The organism is Evansella halocellulosilytica (assembly GCF_002335745.1).
Taxonomy (GTDB): Bacteria; Bacillota; Bacilli; order Bacillales; family Salisediminibacteriaceae; genus Bacillus_CA; species Bacillus_CA halocellulosilytica.
In genome coordinates this window covers 3823011-3841574 of sequence record NZ_NIST01000001.1, presented here as the reverse complement: position 1 = coordinate 3841574, position 18564 = coordinate 3823011, and the positions used below count along the sequence as shown (strand labels likewise).

The following is an 18564-nucleotide window of genomic DNA, read 5'->3' as shown; positions in this document are numbered from 1 at the left end:
TCACGTTGTTTATTGTTGTATCTAAAACGAATGTTTTTGAGACGAATTTAAAGATTGATACACAATCCGACAAAACAAGTCTTTTTTTGTGTCAAAATAAGACATGCCTCTTTATGCTTGTCTACTATAATGAAAGAAAATAAGGAGGGTGGGTTCGATGAGGGAATATAATGTGTATATTATACGTGAAGAATTTGCGTCAATTTATTACGGATTGGAATCGAAACTTTTCCACTTATTTATAGAGAATTATGAATCAAAAGGAAAATTAAAAGAAATCACTACTTTGCAAATTAACTATATAAGTGAGCAAATTGATAAAGCAAATTTGGATAAATATTTGACCAGACATTTACTGAAAAATAAAGGTTACATCACGGATGAACAGAAGCATTTTTTAAAAGAGAAAAATGATCGTAGCTTTGCTCAGTTAGTGGTGGAGAATCATTGTGTCAAAATAAAAGCGAACGGATTATATGATGCTGAAGTAACATTCTTTGAACTTCTGCGGAACTACCATTCATACTTTTTAGCGATGGATTATCGAAGTGGTCGTTACGGCTGGTTAAAACCAATAAAAACATTAAAATATGCCAATCATTCTTAATGAATTTTTTTGAAGTTTAATAAACATCCCTTTAATTGTCCTAGTGAATGGGTTATAATGTATAAGGTTCCAATAGACGAAAAGGGATAGTTGGAAGATCAGCAAGAAGGAGGGTCACCGTAGCATGGAATTGTGGTTATCAATCGTTCTCATCGTTGTAGCACTGTTGGCAGGGATCGCGCTCGGCTTCTTTATCGCTCGACAGTATATGATGAGCTATATGAAGAAAAATCCACCCATTAACGAAAAAATGCTTCGTGTCATGATGATGCAAATGGGTATGAACCCATCACAAAAAAAGATCAATCAAATGATGAAAGCTATGCAAAATAATACGAAGTAAAAAAGACACTCCAGTTCGGGGTGTTTTTTATTTTAACAACTAGCAACAACCCAAACATAAGACGAAAATATTATTCTGTATTCATTAATGATTCAAGATGGATAGTTTTCGAAATTATTTTAGAAAAAAATATCTGTTATATTTTTGAAAATTTTGATATGATGAGATTGGTCTTTTTCGCTTTCAGAATATTATAAGTTTTATATATTGGGGGCCCGGATATGAGGGTTTTTATTGATTTAATGTGGTATTTCAAAAAAGAAAAATGGAATTATGGAGGAGGAATTCTCGTATTAGCACTCGTATCCTTACTTTCTCTTCTTCCTCCATATGTTGTCGGAGTTATTGTCGATCATATTAATGAAGCAACGTTAACCGAAAAAATATTGTTACAATGGGTGCTCATTTTATTTGCTCTTGCTATCATGGTTTATATTTTAAGGTACATATGGAGAATTATGATTTTTGGCTCAGCGATTCGTTTAGCCAGACTGCTCAGAAATCAGCTGTATGATCATTTTTCGAAAATGTCTGCGTCTTTTTTCCAAAAGCGCAGAACTGGTGACTTAATGGCACATGCTACAAATGATATTCGGGCGATCGAACAAACGGCGGGAGCAGGTGTGCTTACATTAGTGGATTCAATTACGATGGGTGGGTTCGTCATTATTACGATGGCGTTAACGATCAGCTGGGAGTTGACATTAATTGCCCTTATCCCTATGCCATTTATGGCGTTAGCTACGAGCAAGTACGGTTCAATGCTTCATAAACGGTTTGCGAAAGCACAAGCTGCATTTTCATCTTTAAATGATAAAGTGCAAGAAAGTATGTCTGGAATTCGTGTCACGAAAACGTTTGGTTACGAAAATGAAGAGGTTTCTTCATTTAAAAAGGAATCAGATGACGTCGTAGATAAAAATATTCAAGTCGCAAAAGTCGATGCGTTGTTTGATCCGACAATTTCTTTGATTGTAGGGCTTTCTTATTTTCTTTCAATTGCTTTCGGAGCACGCTATGTCGTAATGGATGAAATGACTATTGGACAGTTAACGAGCTTTACTGTTTATTTAGGCTTGCTCATTTGGCCGATGCTTGCGTTCGGTTGGCTGTTTAACATTGTAGAACGAGGAAGGGCGTCATATGAACGTGTTTCTCAATTGTTAAAAGTAAAGCAAGAAATTATAGATATAAATGAAGCCATTCAATCTTCTCCTCAAGGGGATATTACCTTTAATATTGATCATTTCAGTTACGGAGATGAGAACGAACGAGCCCTTGAAGACATTTCATTTACATTAAAGCGCGGTGAAACTGTCGGGATTGCTGGGAGGACGGGAAGCGGGAAATCGACACTTGTAAAAACGATGGTTAGAGATTTTGATATTGAACACGGCAAGATCGATTTTGATGGTCACGACCTGAAGCACTACTCTCTCGATGCATTAAGAAAATCAATTGGCTATGTCCCACAAGACCATTTTCTGTTTTCTGCAACGATTGCAGATAATATTAGTTTTGCAAAGCCTGATGCGACGTATCAGGAAATAATTGAAGCCGCCAAATTAGCGAATATACACGAAGATATCATTCGGTTTGATGAAGGCTACGAAACGATTGTCGGTGAAAGAGGTGTAACCTTATCTGGTGGCCAAAAGCAGAGAATGTCGATCGCTCGCGCGTTAATGAGTAATCCGGAAGTCTTAATTTTGGACGACTCTCTTTCAGCAGTTGATGCTAAAACGGAAGAACAAATCCTTCATGCACTTCGTGATATTCGTAAAGGGAAAACAACGTTCATTACGGCTCACCGTTTAAGTGCAATTAAACATGCTGATTTAATTATTGTATTAGATCAAGGGAGAATTGTGGAAGAAGGAACTCATGAACAATTAATGAGTCATGGCGGCTGGTATAAGCAAATGTATGAACACCAGCAACTTGAATCACTTGTTGAGAGAGGAGGGGGAGTGAATGATTGACCGCCATAAGCATTTATTAACTCCCTTACCTCAAGGTCAAGTGTTTAAAAGGTTGTTGACATATACGAAGCCCCACTTAAAGTGGATCTCCATAGCATTAATTTTATTAATAGGTGGAACGAGTGCAGAAATTTTAGGTCCAATTTTAATAAAAATATTTATTGATGATTTCTTAACTCCAAGAATTTTTGACTTACAGCCGCTATTATGGTTAGGTTTTGGATTTATTTTTCTTTATATATGTGCAGCAGTGATGAACTATGCCCAAGGACTACTCTTTCAGAAAATCGCCTTAAAAATCATACAGCAGTTAAGAATTGATGTGTTTAATAAAGTAGAAAAGCTCGGGTTGTCCTTTTTTGATCAATTTCCGACAGGTGGGCTCGTCTCACGGATCACAAATGATACAGAGCAAGTAAAAGAGTTATATGTAAGTGTTATGGCAATATTTATACAAAATATCGTCTTTTTAGTAGGAGTATTCATCGCGATGTTCGCTTTGAATGTTCAACTAGCTTTATTTTGTTTAGGTATCTTACCGATCCTTCTGCTCGTTATGCAATTGTATCGTCGCTTCAGCTCGAAATATTATGCTGAAATGAGTGAAAAGCTCAGCCAGTTAAATGCGAGGTTAAATGAGTCGATACAAGGGATGGCGATTATCCAAGTGTTCAGACAAGAACGCAGGATGAACAAAGAATTCCAAAAAACGAATCAGGAGCATCATGAAGCATGGTTTAAAAGCATTAAATTAGACGGGTTGCTACTTCGTCCTGCTGTTGACTTTATTTCGATCATAGCCCTCGTACTCGTGTTAAGTTTTTTCGGAATAACATCTTTAAACAGTCCTGTTGAAATCGGCGTGTTATATGCATTTGTAAATTATTTAGACCGTTTCTTCGAACCCGTCAATCAAGTCATGCAGCGTCTCTCAATTTTTCAGCAAGCGATTATTTCTGCAGGTCGTGTCTTCCGGTTAATGGATCATAATGAACTTGCACCTGTAAAAGAAGGAACAGCTGATCCAAAAATTACAGATGGAGTTATTGAATTTAATGATGTGACATTTAGTTATGACGGAAAACAAGATGTGTTAAAAAATATTGACTTTAAAGTAAACGAAGGGGAAACGTTAGCACTTGTAGGTCATACTGGCAGTGGAAAAAGTTCAATTATAAATTTATTAATGAGATTTTATTCAATTCAGCAAGGTGAAATAAAAATTGACGGAGAGCCAATTGAACAATACAGTGATGAAGAGTTGCGTACAAAAATGGGCCTCGTGTTGCAAGATCCCTTTTTATTCGTAGGCGATATTGAGTATAATATTCGCTTATATGATGAGAGTATTAGTGAAACGGACGTGAGAGAAGCGGCACAATTTGTCCATGCGGATTCGTTTATCAATCGTTTACCCCGTGGATATAAAGAGAAAGTAGGAGAAAGAGGGTCAACTTTTTCTAGCGGGCAGCGGCAATTAATCTCGTTTGCAAGAACGATGGCGAAAAAGCCGAAAATTCTCGTACTTGATGAAGCGACTGCAAGTGTTGATACAGAGACTGAAACAGAAATCCAAGCAGCTTTAGAGAAAATGCGTCGGGGAAGAACGACCATCGCGATTGCTCACAGGCTTTCTACTATAAAAGATGCCGATCACATTTTAGTATTACACCAAGGTGAAATCGTTGAATATGGTACACATCCTCAATTGTTGGCAAAAGAAGGACTATATCATAAAATGTACTTATTACAGCAAGGAGCAGATAAATTAGAAATTCCAGCAGCAGAGTGAATGATTTGGAAGTTAAAATGTATGGAGGTATGTTGCTTTGGCAGATTTTCATGAAGAAGTGATAATCAACGAAACAATTGATGATGTCTATCGGTTTATTGCAAACCCGAAGAACGCAACGTATTATTTTGCAAATGTTGTTGAAGTCGAAAAGTTGTCTGAAGGGCAAGTGGAAGTCGGCAGCCGGTATAAAGAGTTCCGACATCTAGCAAATCGGAAAGTTGGTGCTGTTCTTGAAGTAACAGAGTATGAACCGGAAAAATCATACGGGGTAAAAAGTGATGCGAATGGGTTGGAAGTTACGTATCACTATTCCTTTCAAGAAGTTGATCAAAAAACGAAAGTGACTTTTAATGGAAATGTCATTGCAAAAAAATGGACGATGAAATTAATGCGCCCTTTACTTGTCAAAATGATTAACCGTGAAGACGGCGATCACTTAAAGAGTATAAAAAAAGTATTAGAAGATGTTGAATAAACACCAATTTTAAATTATGAAAGAGTGTCACAGTTGTGATGCTCTTTTTTCATGATAGACTTTGTTAAAAAGAGGGTCTTCAAGGGTTCGACAAGGATATGAACATTTTCTAATAAAAGAGAACAAAAACGTGATATACTTGGCACGTCAAATTATGGACAGAGGGGTACATATAAAATGACTATATTAAAACGAATATGGTTTATTATCGCTAGTATATCGGTTATTTTCTTCATCGGGATGGATCAAAGAGATGAACAAGGGGCAGTCCGAGGGGAGCTCGTCCAAATTGGACATAAGGCTCCAAACTTTACTCTAAGTGAAATATCGACTGAAGAGGAAGTCACCTTATATAATGACGGAGCTGAGTACGACGGGACGATCGTTTATTTTTGGACTTCGTGGTGTCCATATTGTGAAGCTTCGATGACAGCCTTACAAAAAGCATCAGCTGAACTGACGAATATTCGAATTTTAGGCATCAATGTAACATCACAAGACCGAATAGAAAATGCGAAAGCTTTTATCAATAATCACGATATTACGTTTTTAAATGGTTTGGATGAGCAGGGAGAGGTATCTCAAAAGTATTTCGTTCCTCCCGTACCAACGACGTTATTTATTCAGCATGATGGAACGATTGTACATCGCAAAGTTGGAGCATTAACAAACGCTGATATAAGCCAAGGTGTACAACAAATGAAAGGAGAATAAATAACGATGTTTGAACCATTTGAAACGATCAATTTAGGTCCAATATCATTATCTTATATGTTATTATTTCTAATTGTTTCAATCGCAGCTGGTTATTTTTCAGTACAGATGTATTTAAAAACGTACAGTAAAGCGGAGAAGGAGTCTGTTTCAGATGCTTTGATCGTAGCGATCATTCTTTCTTTAATCGTTTATAAAAGCTGGCCATTTATCCTTGAACCAAGTCTCATCACATCATTTCAGCAATTACTTTATTACTCTGGAGGTCCATATGCTATACTTGCAGCAAGTACAGTAGCTGTTACGTATTTTGGATTTCAGTATTATCGAAAGAAATGGTCTTCGAAAACAATCGATAGTATCGTTTTCGGTAGTGCTCTTACATTATTTACGTATTCAATATTTATAAAAGAGTATGGGGCAGTCAGCTCATTATCGTTCGGCTATACGATTGGCGATCTTACATACCACATGGTAAATGTTTATTATGCATGGTTCCTTATGCTCATTATTGTTGGTGCATTTCTATTTGTTTCGTCTAGAAAAAGACTGGGACGAAGTTTATTTATTGTTATTGGCTTTCTATTTGCATATGTTATCGTTAGCCCATTTCAACTCTAACAGAGGACGATAGAAAAATTTTATATTAAAATGATGACTTATGATATAATACGGATGGAACATCGATAGAAAGAACGGGGTTGTGAATCATGTATGCAACGATATTTACAGTATTAGCGTTAATTATGGCAGTTATTGCTATATTTATACGAATGAAAGCGATGAAAAAACCAGCAAATGTTAAAAAGATCATCATTCCTCCAGTAGCGATGTCGACTGGATTTTTAATGTTTTTATATCCGCCGACACGGCCTCCTGCGTGGGAAGTCATACTAGCCCTTGCTGTAGGTATGGTGTTTTCGATCGTTTTAATTAAAACGTCTTCATTTATCATTAAAGACAAAGCAATTTTTATGAAAAGGTCCGTTGCTTTCCCTTTTATATTATTTGGATTGCTCGGAATACGGTTAAGTTTTAAGCTTACATTTGGAATCCATTTCGAATATGAAGTACTGGCCGGATTGTTTTTCATTCTAGCATTTGGCATGATTTTACCGTGGCGGATTGCCATGCTTATGAAGTTTAAAGACGTAGAGCGGGAGTTAAAACAACAAACAATCGAACAACCAATACATGTTCAACGAGAAAACCCAACGACTTAGCAGACGTAAGCTAAACGTTGGGTTTTTCTTATACTAATAGGAATTATGGACAATCGTATAACGTTAACTAAGGTTTTTCCAATAAATTTGCGGAAAGCCAAGTTTTGTTTATGCTTGGAAATAAGAATTGTAAGCAGTATAGTCTATATTTTTTTCTTTTAGCTTTTTAATGAGAAATTTATGATCACGCTTTGGTGTAGCTGCGATATATCCTTTAATAATTAAGTCTTGAGTCATTTCCTCAGCATTTTCTTCTAACGCAAATTCACCTATTTTACCAGCTATTTTTCCTTTTGCGACATCTCGAAAAATCTCAGGTACTGGTTCGACAAGTTCGTTCAAAAAAGCTTTATGTTCATCTGTCCATAAGTGGAGCGTTTCATTAATATAATGTTCCTGCCAATCTAAGACCGATTTCCCATCTTCTTTCGGCATCTTCTTTAAAAACTTTCGAAACATAAAATACCCGCCGATACCAACTGTTACCATTAGAAATACAGACCAAAGGGCAATCATCCACATAAACAGATCATTTGGCATCAGACATCACCTCTTTTCTTCTCTGCTATCTATTTTACGATAATCTTCTAAGAATGAAAAGACAGGAATTACATGACGATAATAATATTATGTTTACTTGCTATAGATCTTGTGTATAGAGATCGTACAATAAATTAATATATTCATTAATATTATACGATGCTTTTAAAAAGTAGAGGAAAGTGCATTTTGTTTAATAAGTTTGAGTAATTCATATTTATTCGTAAATTTATAAGAAAGACATGATTAAGATGTAGGAATATACCTAGCCCTTTTAGACGGAAAATAGGAAAATATTCTCATGAGTTACGATGTTGATTTTTATAATATTAATTTAATTATAAATATATTAATAAATATATTTATTAATATATGTAAGCGGTTTATTTTTAAGTAGATGTCAAATCCATAGGGGGACGGAGACGCAGTATGTAAAATGTAGTATTTCCAAAGCATGACAAAAAACGAAGGCATCAAGATTTTTCCTTACTATTATATATTCGTTTAATGAAAAGGGATATATAGTCTCGTAAATAAGATTTCATATGGATGAAAGGAGAATGATTTCATGAGAAAAGGAGCAGTAAAGAAAATGACCTTTGTTTTCCTGATTATATTACTCATGATACCACTTACTGTTATGGCTTCTGGCAAGGGAAATGTCCCTTCAAACGAAAACAACAATAAACCTCACTTAGACGAAGAGGGGGAGCATATCGACTTTGAGAATGCCTCTGTACATGATCCGTCTATCATTAAATCTGATGGCATGTACTACGTTTATGGATCTCATATTGCTGGAGCTAAATCTGAGGACTTAATAAATTGGTCTAACTTTACGAATGGTTACACTACTCCAGGGAATGATGTATATGGTGATTTATCTGAAAACTTGTCAGAATCTTTTGAATGGGCAGGTGAAGACGATGCGGATAGTTTAGGAGGATATGCTGTATGGGCACCAGAGATTTTTTGGAATGAACATTATGTGAACGATGATGGGACAACAGGTGCATACATGATGTATTACAGTGTATCATCTACTTACATTCGTTCGGCAATTGGTTATGCTGTTTCACAAGATATTGAAGGACCATTTGAATATGTTGATACAGTAATGTATTCGGGGTTTTATGATCATGAAGCTTATGATAACAACAGTACAGTGAATAAGCACTTTGAAAATACGAATATACCATCACTTATAGAAGAAGGAGTTTTTGAAGAACCGAACCCGGATTGGTTTACAGAAGAAGGGGGTTATAACTACCGTCTTTTCACTAACTCTATTGATGCGAACTTATTCTTCGATGAAGATGGAAGTTTATGGATGACCTATGGTTCGTGGGCAGGGGGGATTTTCATTTTAGAAGTAGACCCGGCTACAGGTCAACTCATTTATCCTGGGGAAGATGGAACGACAGAAGACGGGAGAATGGTCGATCGTTATTTTGGAACGAAGATTGCAGGAGGATATGGACATTCAGTAGAAGGTCCGTATGTTCAATATGATCAAGAAATGGGTTATTATTTCCTATATGTCACTTATGGCGGACTAGCGTCTGATGGTGGATACCAAATGAGAGTGTTCCGATCTGAAGATCCTGAAGGACCTTATGAGGATGTTGCTGGGGAGCCTGCATATTTTCCGGAAGACCTCGATGATGGAACCGTTCGAAACAAAGTAGGCGATTACTCCCATGAAGTATATGGGAACAAATTAATGGGGAATTTCTTATTTGACAGACAGTTAGGCGATCCGGGAACAGGAAACGGCTACGGGTATGTTTCACCAGGTCACAACTCTGTTTATACGGATCCTGATACCGGTGAAAGGTTTCTAGTATTCCATACGCGTTTCCCAGAAAGAGGGGAATTGCATGAAGTACGTGTCCATCAAATGTTTATGACCGACTCCGAATGGCCTGTCGTTGCACCTTATAGGTATACAGGTGAAACGTTAGAAAAGATCAACAGACAAGATGTAATTGGAGAATATAAATTTATTAATCATGGAAAAGACATCACATCCTCGATAACATCATCAAAATTTATTACATTAAATAAAAATAATACCATCTCAGGTAGTGTTGACGGAACTTGGAGGTCTAAAGGGCATAATCGAGCAGAATTAACGATTGATGGTACGACTTATGAAGGAGTATTCCTCCGACAATATGATCCTGCTTCAGAGAGAAATGTCATGACCTTTACGGCAATGTCAAATGACGGTGTTGCGGTATGGGGCAGTAAAATGTTACAGAGGACTGATGAGGAAATCGTTGAGGATGTCGTAAATGATATTGATTTAGGTGATTTAAACAGCGTCATTGCTGATTTAGATTTACCAACTGAAGGTACGCGAAATACTGAAATATCATGGGAGTCGTCAGATGATACTGTTATCACAAATATAGGAGAAATTACCCGACCAGAGACAGTTGAAGAAGATGCTACTGCTACACTTACTGCAACGGTAACGAAAGGGGAGATTACATCTACGAAAACCTTTGAAATTACTGTGCTCGCATTAAGAGAAGCCGGTCTCATAGCTCATTATGATTTTGATGGTAACTTAGATGACAGTGAAGGAAACTTTGAACCCGGTACAGTGACAGGAAATAGAATGAATATACAGGTGGCTCGATTTCATTTGCTGAAGGCGTGTTAGGTCAAGCAGCTTATTTTGACGGAGAGTCTGGAGTTAGGCTAGCAGATGGTTTAATTTCGAGTAACTCGTATTCCGTATCATTCTGGCTAAAACCAGAACAATTAACAACGTACACGACTACGTTCTTTGGTGCGAGAGATGATAGTCATTGGGTTAGTGTACTTCCGAGTGGTCCTGTCGGCGGACAAACGATGGTCTGGTCAGGAAGTGTAAACTGGTATGATGCTCTAACAGGAACAACAATTCCTACCGAAGAATGGACACATGTTGCGCTAACAGTAGATGAAGGAAATATAAACGTTTTTCTTAATGGTGCTGTATTATTTAGCGGGACAGATTTTCCGAATATTTTCACAAATACTCAAGGAAGCTTCAGCCTAGGAGTAAATTGGTGGGATCCGCCTTATAAAGGTTTAATCGATGATTTGCAAATATATGAAGGCGCACTATCGTCAGACGAAATTGCAGCAATATCTCAGTAGAGAAAATAATGAAAACTCGTACGGACTTTTTCCCCGTACGAGTTTCTCTCTTCTGTTTTTAATTAATAATAGAGAAATACGAGGTGAAACATATGCCAATCACTATCTTACGTGAAGGAATGTTTAAAGAATCTCAAGAGAAGGGGAAAGAATATTTAATTTATCTCGATGTTGATCGACTTTTAGCACCTTTTTATGAAGCTGTGAATAAACAACCGAAAAAACCTCGTTATGGTGGCTGGGAGTCAGCGGGGATTAGTGGTCATTCTCTAGGTCATTGGTTATCAGCAGCATCACATATGTATGACGTAACAAAAGACGAAAAACTAATACAGAAGTTACACTATGCATTAGATGAACTTACTAAAATTCAAAGCTATGAAATAGATGGTTATCTCGGCGGATTTCCGAGAACTTGTTTTGATAGAGCTTTTACAGGTAAATTTGAAGTAGACAACTTTAGTTTAGCTGGACAATGGGTACCGTGGTACAGCCTTCACAAAGTGTTTGCAGGACTTATTGATGCGTATACCTTTACTGGAATAACGAGTGCTTTAACCATTGTTGAGAGACTCGCAGATTGGGCGGTAGCAGGAACTGAAAACTTAACAGCTGAACAGTTTGAAAGAATGCTAACTTGTGAACATGGCGGAATGAATGAAGCGATGGCTGATCTTTATTTGTTAACGAAAAAAGATGCATACTTAAAGCTTGCGATTCGATTCTGTCATGAAGCAGTTCTTGAACCTTTAGCAAGAGGGATAGATGAGCTGGAAGGTAGACATGCAAATACCCAAATTCCGAAAGTGATTGGTGCAGCGAAACTATATAACATAACAGGAGATCAAATTTATAAAAATATCGCCTTGTTTTTTTGGGATCAAGTAACAAAAACAAGATCATATATCATTGGCGGCAATAGTATTAACGAACACTTTGGACCAATAGATCAAGAAAAACTAGGTGTTCAGTCAGCGGAAACGTGTAATACATATAACATGTTAAAGCTTACGGAAATCATATATGGCTGGTCTTATGATTCAGCATATATCGATTTTTATGAGAGGGCTTTATATAACCATATTCTCGCTTCTCAAGACCCTGATTCAGGGATGAAGACGTATTTCGTTTCTACAGAACCGGGACATTTTAAAGTCTATTGTTCACCTGATCATTCTTTTTGGTGTTGCACAGGTACTGGGATGGAAAATCCAGCTCGATATACTCGCAATATATATAAGGAGAACCAAGAAGAGTTGTATGTAAATTTATTTATTGATTCAGACATACATTTATCTGATGGAAAGACAGTTTTAAGACAAGAGACTGATTTTCCGAAAACCGATAAGACAACGTTAACGTTCATTGAGGGCGACCGCCGTTTTTTACAGCTTCATATACGTGTTCCTTATTGGGTCGCAGGGAAAGTTTGTGTAAACGTAAATGGTAAGAAGGAAATACCGCTGAATAGTGATAATCGTTATGTAACTATTGGAAAGGAATGGGGGATTGGTGATACGGTTGAGGTTCAGCTACCTATGGATTTACATCTTTACGAGGCAAAAGATGATTCTTCTAATGTTGGAATCATGTACGGACCACTTGTTTTAGCAGGCGTATTAGGCAGAGACCACTTTCCTGAAAGTGATATTGTGACAGATCATTTAAAGCTTAATAATCATCCGTTAATCGACATTCCTACGATTGTAGTCGATAAGAAGGACCCTAATGAATGGGTAAAGAAGGTAAAAAGTGAAAATTTGAGATTTATGACAGAAGCAGTTGGACAACCCGGCAATAAAGAATTAACATTACGTCCATTTTATAACGTCCATCACGAACGTTATTCATTATATTGGAGAATGATGATGGAAGAAGAATATAACAACTTTGAAAGGAACCGAGTAGGGGTATCGCAATTGCAAGAAGTTGTCATTGATGAAGTCCAGCCTTATGAACAGCAATCCGAAGTAGAACACGGAATCAGAAAAGAAAATTCTAATGCAGGTTATTCAAAAATTGTTCAAAGCGGCTGGAGAGAGACGCGCGGCCGAGGATTTTTCAGCTATGAAATGGCTGTTAATCCTAATGAGAGCGCGATTTTAGAAGTTGGTTATTTTGGCGGGGACAAGGCGATTGTGGATGAGGGAACAACCTATCATCGTCATTTTGATATATTAATCGATGGTACAATCATAGCGAATCAACTGTTAGAAAATAGCGGTCCTCCTGCTAGTACTTTTGCTGTTCGTTATCCGATTCCTGAATATTTGACGAAAGGAAACAGGAAAGTTGAAGTATGTTTTGCTTCTGAGGAAGGGTATGCTGCAGGAGGGATTTATTTCGTTAAAATAGTAAGCCCGAATTAAGTAAAAAGAAAGGAATTCATAGAATTAATTGAGTAAGAAATACAAGTCATAATTTGTCATATATGACTTGTATTTTTTTCGTTATATGAATTTATTCTTGTTCTATCAGGTGTTCCACAAAATGCAGTGAATGATCCTGATTATTTTCGGAGCGGGAGTGAAGCGCCAAAATGATATTTTCATCTGTCGTTATGTCGCTGTCATTAAACAAACTGTGGTTCGAAATATCTAGACCAAGAAGTTCCTTTTGTTCTTGATCATTATATACATAAACAAGCTTTTCTTCATGAACCGAATCTTTCAATACGCTTTCAAATGTTCCAAAGGAATAAAATAAACCTTGTTCAGCTAAATGACTAAACTGAGGCATATCGACAATAAACAAATCAGACTCGTCCTCCATAAGTTCGATCATACTTCTTTGTTGTTCACCAAAACTATATTGACTAGTCATTTCATTGGGAGAAGTAATGACATTGACAATAACACGCTCCCATTCGGGAAACAAAGAGAGAATCTCGTCTTCTACTTTTGTTGAGTCGACATCCCGAAATTCACCGTAAAAAGTAATGGTCAAATCAGCGGGAGGTAAGCTATTTAAATATCGTTGTTCCTGCCATGCTTGTAATGAAGTCCTTGTTAAACTAGTTAAAATAAACATCGCGATAAGTCCAAATATAATATGAAGCTTATAATAGTCCCAAATATGTTCTGCCTTTTCTCTGAATCGGCTTTTACGAGGAGAGTTCTCTGTCATTTTCGCTAATTCATCTTGGTCGAAATGATCTTGAATGACGTTATATGCCTTATTTATTTCATCGATATTAAGCAGGTCATTTTGTTGTTGGTCCAATTGGTTTTTATATCTTCTTATGAGAATGAAATATTTTTCTTCTATCTCTTCTTTAGATGCATCTTCTGAAATGTTTAGCGTTTTAAATGCTTTATTTAATTCCAACATAAACCACCCCTTTATTATCTCCATTTCACTCTATACTCGGTTCACTTTTATTCTAAACGACGTACTATTTATCTATCAACAAATAATAAACAAATCTATTATTAATCTAATCGTAACAGATTATGAAAAATAAGTAATGGGTTCATACATATCCGTACAAAAATATATAAATAATAACCACTTAACTTACATATAAAACGTCTTGTTATTAACTAAAATATTAATCATATGAAGAGTCCTAATATTTTTAACTCCCTTCATTCAAACACTTTATAACCTAGTATATTAGGTACTTTCTGCTTACAACTAGGGACAAAAAAGGATTAGAAAAGTCAGAAAATATTCCATTGACATTTGTTTATTTAATAAATATAATGACATCAAGGTTAATGTACGTACCAATTATTAATGATAACGTTAACAATAGATAATTATCCGTATAAGTATGAAGCGTACCCAACTTCAATGATGAAATCTAACATCTTTGTTCCTCAGTTGGTACCTTTACCTTAATAAATTGATTGTCATTAGGTTTTTATATGAAATGGGGGTGGTAGTTTTAGAGATTTATTTATTCACATTGAAAGCGTTACCAATCATTTGTCTTTCAATGGGATTTGTAGTATTCGGAGTAGTGTTTAGTACTTAAAACAGGGGGGAATAAAATGAAAATCAAATCAAACGTCTTTTTCTTATTTTCTTTACTTGTACTTTTTCTAGCAGGCTGCGGTAATAGTGAAGATCCTAATACCATTCAATTTTGGACACCTTTAACTGGCGATGACGGTGCAAACATGGATGCATTAGTTGCAGAGTACAATGAAACAGATCCGGAGTTTCCAGTGAACCATGTTATAACATCCGATTTGTATACGAACTTATACACTGTATTGAACTCAGGGAGCGGTATTCCAGACTTAACACTTATACACGCTGACCGCGTCCCGAATTTTGTTAAGCAAGACTTGTTAGTACCTATGGATGATATTATAGAACAGCAGCCGGAGTTAAGGGAAGAAAATTACATTGAAGAGGCTTGGACTTCAGGACTTATTGATGGTACACAATTTACAATTCCATTAGATATTCACGGTAGTGCGATGTACTACAATAGAGAATTACTCGCTTATTATGGTGTGGAACATTGGTTGGATGATGATGTAGTTACCTTTGATGAAATGCTATCCTTACAAGGTCAGTTAGATGAGGGACACTACGTTTTAAATGATGCACTATTAACTTGGGTTATTTTTGCACAAATTCAAAATTTAGGTGGAGATATCGAAGATGAGAATGGTGACCCAGCGATAGATACTCCTGAAATGAGAGAAGCCATTTTATCGATAAAAGAACTTGCTGACGCAGGGATTATGACTCCTTTTGGGGATGATGGATACTTAATGTTCCAATCTGGTGACGTTTTATTTTCAACAGATGGAACGTGGAGTTCGTTAGGTCATGCTCAAGTTGAGGATTTAGATTTTGGTGTAACAAATATATATGCGTATGAACCAGACACGTTCCACAACCGCGCTTCATCACATTTATTTTCGATGTTAAGAAGTGAAGAAAGAACGGAAGAGAAAGTAGAAGGAATTGGTGAGTTTTTAGAGTTCATTCGTGAAAACTCGATTGAGTGGGCTGAAGCTGGACAAATTGTAGCGAGTGTTGATGTGATTGAAAGTCCAGAATATGAAAATTATATGCAATCATTCTTCACGTCCACTGAAGAACAAACTGATTCACTATACATCTACACTTATGAGCACTACCCATATATTTCGGAAGCATTAGACACATATGCGGCAGACATTGTACATGGAGAGATGGATATTGATGAAGGTTTAGCAGAAATGCATTCATTTGTAGTAGATAGAGTGGCAGAAGGCGCATTGGATCTCGATACCGTTATTGAAGAATTAGAAGAGGAAGAAGAATAAACAACAGCAATAGAGTAATGTACCAATTTTTATTGGTACATTACTTTTAAACAAAGGAGGTTTCGTAACGGTGAAGAAGAAAATGAATTTAGCGCCTGTTTTCTTTATCGGACCACATATCATACTTTTCATTGTATTTATCCTCATCCCATCTGTGTACGGTATTTACGCTTCTTTTACTAGATGGAACTTAGTAAGTGATCCGGTGTGGGTCGGGTTAGAAAACTACCGTACGATTCTGTTTAATGAAGAATCTACTTTTTCTCGTCAATTTTTTAATGGTATGAAAAATACGTTTATTTTTGTTGGAGCAAGTGTTCCATTAATGATCGTCATACCATTAATGATTGCTGTTTCCTTAGAACATAAAGAAGTAAAAATGAAAAATTTCTTTCAAACACTTATTTTTATACCAGGACTCATTTCCATTTCTGCTGCTGCACTCATTTGGTCACTGATTTTTAATAGACAACTAGGAGTCGTTAATAATGTGTTTGGCTCTGAAGCTGTTTGGGCATCCACTCAACCGTATGCCTGGATAATCATTATTGTGATTACGATTTGGGCAGGGATAGGTGGAAATATGATCATTTACCGTGCTTCGATCAACGGTGTCTCAGAGGATTTATATGAATCTGCAGAAATAGATGGAGCAGGACCGGTTCGGAAGTTTTTCCACGTAACCTTACCTTCTATTCGTTTCCCATTAATTTATACACTCATTATGTCAACCGCTGGTGCGTTTAATGTGTTTGCACAACCATTAATGATGACAGATGGTGGACCGAGACAAAGTACAACCGTATTAATGATGTATATTCGAGATTTAGCCTTTAGTCATGGTGAATCAATAGCAGGAATAGCATCAGCAATGGCGGTATTGCTTGGGCTAGTCATACTCGTTATCTCAGCCATCCAATACTACTTGATGAGCCGTAACACAGCTTAAGACTATGAGTGAGTTCTATTGATAGGAACTAGAAAGGTAGGTTTAAAAAATGAGAAATACTTTAAAAATATCGAAGTATTTATCGTACTTATTTTTAATTACGGTTAGTGCGATATGGGTTGTGCCTGTTCTTTATGGGATTACGACTTCCTTTCGATCCCAATCAGAAGTTGTGAATGAAGGCTTCAGGCTGCTGCCTGTTAACTGGATTATTGATAATTATGTGACCATTTTGGAAAATACATCAACTGCACCAATTATGCAGTGGATATGGAACTCCATATTTATTGCGACTACTCATACTTTACTAGTCGTGATCGTTATATCGATCACGGGATATGGGTATACACGGATGAAATTTAAAGGGAGAGATGTGTTATTTTTCACTCTATTAGCGATTTCATTCTTTCCGAACGTCGTAAATATTATTCCATCATATATGATTGTTGACATGCTAGGGTGGGTGAATACACCTTGGGCAATGATCGTTCCTGGTTTAGCCGGAATGGCAAATATTTTCCTTGTCAGGCAGTTTATGAAAGGGATCCCTAGAGAATTAGATGAATCTGCACGTGTAGATGGTGCAAGTGATTTTCAAATATTCACGAGGATTATTTTGCCACTCATTAAGCCGATTTTAATCGTATGCGGTTTATTTTCATTTGTTGGGTCATGGAACGATTTCTTATGGCCGGTAATCGTTTATACAGATGTTCAAAAAATGCCTGTAACAGCAGGTTTGCTCTTACTCCAAGATGTATACGGTAACTACCGAATGATTGGACAACTAATGGGATCAGCTATTTTAGCGATTATTCCGACACTGTTACTATTCTTCTTTGCACAAAAATACTTTGTCCAAGCTATTAAATTGAATGCGGGAATTAAAGGTTAGCAATCTAAATCTTTTTGGAAAACCGATAAAAAGTGAGGAATGACTATGAACAGGGGTTTAGAACGAAAATTGTTAATAACAGGGTCACTTTGGAATTTAATTACAGCTTTATTAACGATGTTCAGTTATTATACATGGTTCAAAAGAGAAGGTGCACAACGGTTAGAGCTGGTAGACCAAAGTACTGCACTGGCAGGGTCTCAAATGGTAAATAATATACTTGATGTCATTTTACTTTTCGGAATATTTATGCTTGTTGGTGCGATCGTAAATTTCATCATTGCTATTAAAATGAAGGATAATCAGATTCAAAATAAGGTCATTATATGGATTGGAATATGGGGAGCCGTTCAATTATTGTCCATGGACTTGATTGGTTTTGCGATATTTTCGATCGCGTTCGTCATATATCTAGCAAAAAATAAAGCCGTAAGGTTGTCACAAGAGGCTGCGGCTTAATGAGACGATAAAACTTTGAAATCATGCCCTGTTTATAAAAATCGTTTTTTTTTCTGTATTCTATTCATCACTTGTTTAAAACAGTATCTATATAGAAGTTAGTAATTGGTACACTTGTAGAGATGTAAAGTCGATAAAGAATGATTAATAAAAGAGAGG

Annotated in this window: 15 protein-coding genes and 1 pseudogene; 14 read left to right on the top strand and 2 right to left on the bottom strand. The window is 36.5% G+C overall.

Annotation, left to right across the window (positions count from 1 at the left end; all coding sequences use genetic code 11):
• Nucleotides 1-157 precede the first annotated feature (157 nt).
• From sirA to CD001_RS18215, 8 genes are all read left to right on the top strand, one after another.
• Nucleotides 158-607 carry a sporulation inhibitor of replication protein SirA gene (gene sirA, locus CD001_RS18250; protein WP_096189035.1) on the top strand — a complete coding sequence of 150 codons (450 nt, stop codon included), beginning with the start codon at nucleotides 158-160 and terminating at the stop codon, nucleotides 605-607.
• Nucleotides 608-731: 124 nt separating this feature from the next.
• Nucleotides 732-950, top strand: coding sequence for a YneF family protein (locus CD001_RS18245; protein WP_096189034.1), 219 nt, complete (start codon nucleotides 732-734; stop codon nucleotides 948-950).
• A gap of 221 nt (nucleotides 951-1171) precedes the next feature.
• Complete coding sequence (locus CD001_RS18240; protein ID WP_096189033.1) at nucleotides 1172-2932, top strand: ABC transporter transmembrane domain-containing protein; 1761 nt, start codon at nucleotides 1172-1174, stop codon at nucleotides 2930-2932.
• Nucleotides 2925-4724: an ABC transporter ATP-binding protein gene (locus CD001_RS18235; protein WP_096189032.1), complete on the top strand. Its 1800-nt coding sequence runs from the start codon at nucleotides 2925-2927 to the stop codon at nucleotides 4722-4724. Before CD001_RS18240 ends, CD001_RS18235 begins: the two co-directional genes overlap by 8 nt.
• A gap of 37 nt (nucleotides 4725-4761) precedes the next feature.
• On the top strand, nucleotides 4762-5202 hold the full coding sequence (locus CD001_RS18230) for an SRPBCC family protein (protein ID WP_096189031.1): 441 nt from the start codon (nucleotides 4762-4764) through the stop codon (nucleotides 5200-5202).
• A 177-nt stretch (nucleotides 5203-5379) separates the two neighbouring features.
• The gene (locus CD001_RS18225; RefSeq protein WP_096189030.1) at nucleotides 5380-5916 is read left to right on the top strand and encodes a TlpA family protein disulfide reductase; all 537 of its coding nucleotides are present in this window, start codon (nucleotides 5380-5382) and stop codon (nucleotides 5914-5916) included.
• 6 nt (nucleotides 5917-5922) lie between these two features.
• On the top strand, nucleotides 5923-6537 hold the full coding sequence (locus CD001_RS18220) for a hypothetical protein (RefSeq protein WP_096189029.1): 615 nt from the start codon (nucleotides 5923-5925) through the stop codon (nucleotides 6535-6537).
• Nucleotides 6538-6626: 89 nt separating this feature from the next.
• Nucleotides 6627-7139, top strand: coding sequence for a CcdC family protein (locus CD001_RS18215; protein ID WP_096189028.1), 513 nt, complete (start codon nucleotides 6627-6629; stop codon nucleotides 7137-7139).
• A 108-nt stretch (nucleotides 7140-7247) separates the two neighbouring features.
• Here CD001_RS18215 and CD001_RS18210 read toward each other — a convergent pair whose 3' ends face one another.
• Entirely contained in the window at nucleotides 7248-7679 is a 432-nt protein-coding gene (locus CD001_RS18210) for a DUF2621 domain-containing protein (RefSeq protein WP_096189027.1), read from the bottom strand.
• 568 nt (nucleotides 7680-8247) lie between these two features.
• On the opposite strand from CD001_RS18210, the pseudogene CD001_RS18205 reads away from it, so the two are divergent.
• A pseudogene (locus CD001_RS18205) lies at nucleotides 8248-10832 on the top strand (lipocalin-like domain-containing protein).
• Nucleotides 10833-10924: 92 nt separating this feature from the next.
• The gene (locus CD001_RS18200; RefSeq protein WP_096189026.1) at nucleotides 10925-13201 is read left to right on the top strand and encodes a glycoside hydrolase family 127 protein; all 2277 of its coding nucleotides are present in this window, start codon (nucleotides 10925-10927) and stop codon (nucleotides 13199-13201) included.
• Nucleotides 13202-13292: 91 nt separating this feature from the next.
• On the opposite strand, the gene CD001_RS18195 is transcribed toward CD001_RS18200, so the two are convergent.
• Nucleotides 13293-14162, bottom strand: coding sequence for a J domain-containing protein (locus CD001_RS18195; RefSeq protein WP_096189025.1), 870 nt, complete (start codon nucleotides 14160-14162; stop codon nucleotides 13293-13295).
• Nucleotides 14163-14827: 665 nt separating this feature from the next.
• Between CD001_RS18195 and CD001_RS18190 the strand changes: the two genes are divergently transcribed.
• From CD001_RS18190 to CD001_RS18175, 4 genes are all read left to right on the top strand, one after another.
• Nucleotides 14828-16102 carry an extracellular solute-binding protein gene (locus CD001_RS18190; protein ID WP_096189024.1) on the top strand — a complete coding sequence of 425 codons (1275 nt, stop codon included), beginning with the start codon at nucleotides 14828-14830 and terminating at the stop codon, nucleotides 16100-16102.
• Between the two features lie 82 nt (nucleotides 16103-16184).
• The gene (locus CD001_RS18185; RefSeq protein WP_096190673.1) at nucleotides 16185-17051 is read left to right on the top strand and encodes a carbohydrate ABC transporter permease; all 867 of its coding nucleotides are present in this window, start codon (nucleotides 16185-16187) and stop codon (nucleotides 17049-17051) included.
• 49 nt (nucleotides 17052-17100) lie between these two features.
• Nucleotides 17101-17946, top strand: coding sequence for a carbohydrate ABC transporter permease (locus CD001_RS18180; protein ID WP_096189023.1), 846 nt, complete (start codon nucleotides 17101-17103; stop codon nucleotides 17944-17946).
• Nucleotides 17947-17991: 45 nt separating this feature from the next.
• The gene (locus CD001_RS18175; RefSeq protein WP_096189022.1) at nucleotides 17992-18405 is read left to right on the top strand and encodes a hypothetical protein; all 414 of its coding nucleotides are present in this window, start codon (nucleotides 17992-17994) and stop codon (nucleotides 18403-18405) included.
• Nucleotides 18406-18564 lie beyond the last annotated feature (159 nt).

Coding starts and splice junctions, on each gene's coding strand:
- sirA (WP_096189035.1), top strand. CDS start 158: ATGAGGGAATATAATGTGTATATTATACGTGAAGAATTTGCGTCAATT.
- CD001_RS18245 (WP_096189034.1), top strand. CDS start 732: ATGGAATTGTGGTTATCAATCGTTCTCATCGTTGTAGCACTGTTGGCA.
- CD001_RS18240 (WP_096189033.1), top strand. CDS start 1,172: ATGAGGGTTTTTATTGATTTAATGTGGTATTTCAAAAAAGAAAAATGG.
- CD001_RS18235 (WP_096189032.1), top strand. CDS start 2,925: ATGATTGACCGCCATAAGCATTTATTAACTCCCTTACCTCAAGGTCAA.
- CD001_RS18225 (WP_096189030.1), top strand. CDS start 5,380: ATGACTATATTAAAACGAATATGGTTTATTATCGCTAGTATATCGGTT.
- CD001_RS18220 (WP_096189029.1), top strand. CDS start 5,923: ATGTTTGAACCATTTGAAACGATCAATTTAGGTCCAATATCATTATCT.
- CD001_RS18215 (WP_096189028.1), top strand. CDS start 6,627: ATGTATGCAACGATATTTACAGTATTAGCGTTAATTATGGCAGTTATT.
- CD001_RS18210 (WP_096189027.1), bottom strand. CDS start 7,679: ATGCCAAATGATCTGTTTATGTGGATGATTGCCCTTTGGTCTGTATTT.
- CD001_RS18200 (WP_096189026.1), top strand. CDS start 10,925: ATGCCAATCACTATCTTACGTGAAGGAATGTTTAAAGAATCTCAAGAG.
- CD001_RS18195 (WP_096189025.1), bottom strand. CDS start 14,162: ATGTTGGAATTAAATAAAGCATTTAAAACGCTAAACATTTCAGAAGAT.
- CD001_RS18190 (WP_096189024.1), top strand. CDS start 14,828: ATGAAAATCAAATCAAACGTCTTTTTCTTATTTTCTTTACTTGTACTT.
- CD001_RS18185 (WP_096190673.1), top strand. CDS start 16,185: ATGAATTTAGCGCCTGTTTTCTTTATCGGACCACATATCATACTTTTC.
- CD001_RS18180 (WP_096189023.1), top strand. CDS start 17,101: ATGAGAAATACTTTAAAAATATCGAAGTATTTATCGTACTTATTTTTA.
- CD001_RS18175 (WP_096189022.1), top strand. CDS start 17,992: ATGAACAGGGGTTTAGAACGAAAATTGTTAATAACAGGGTCACTTTGG.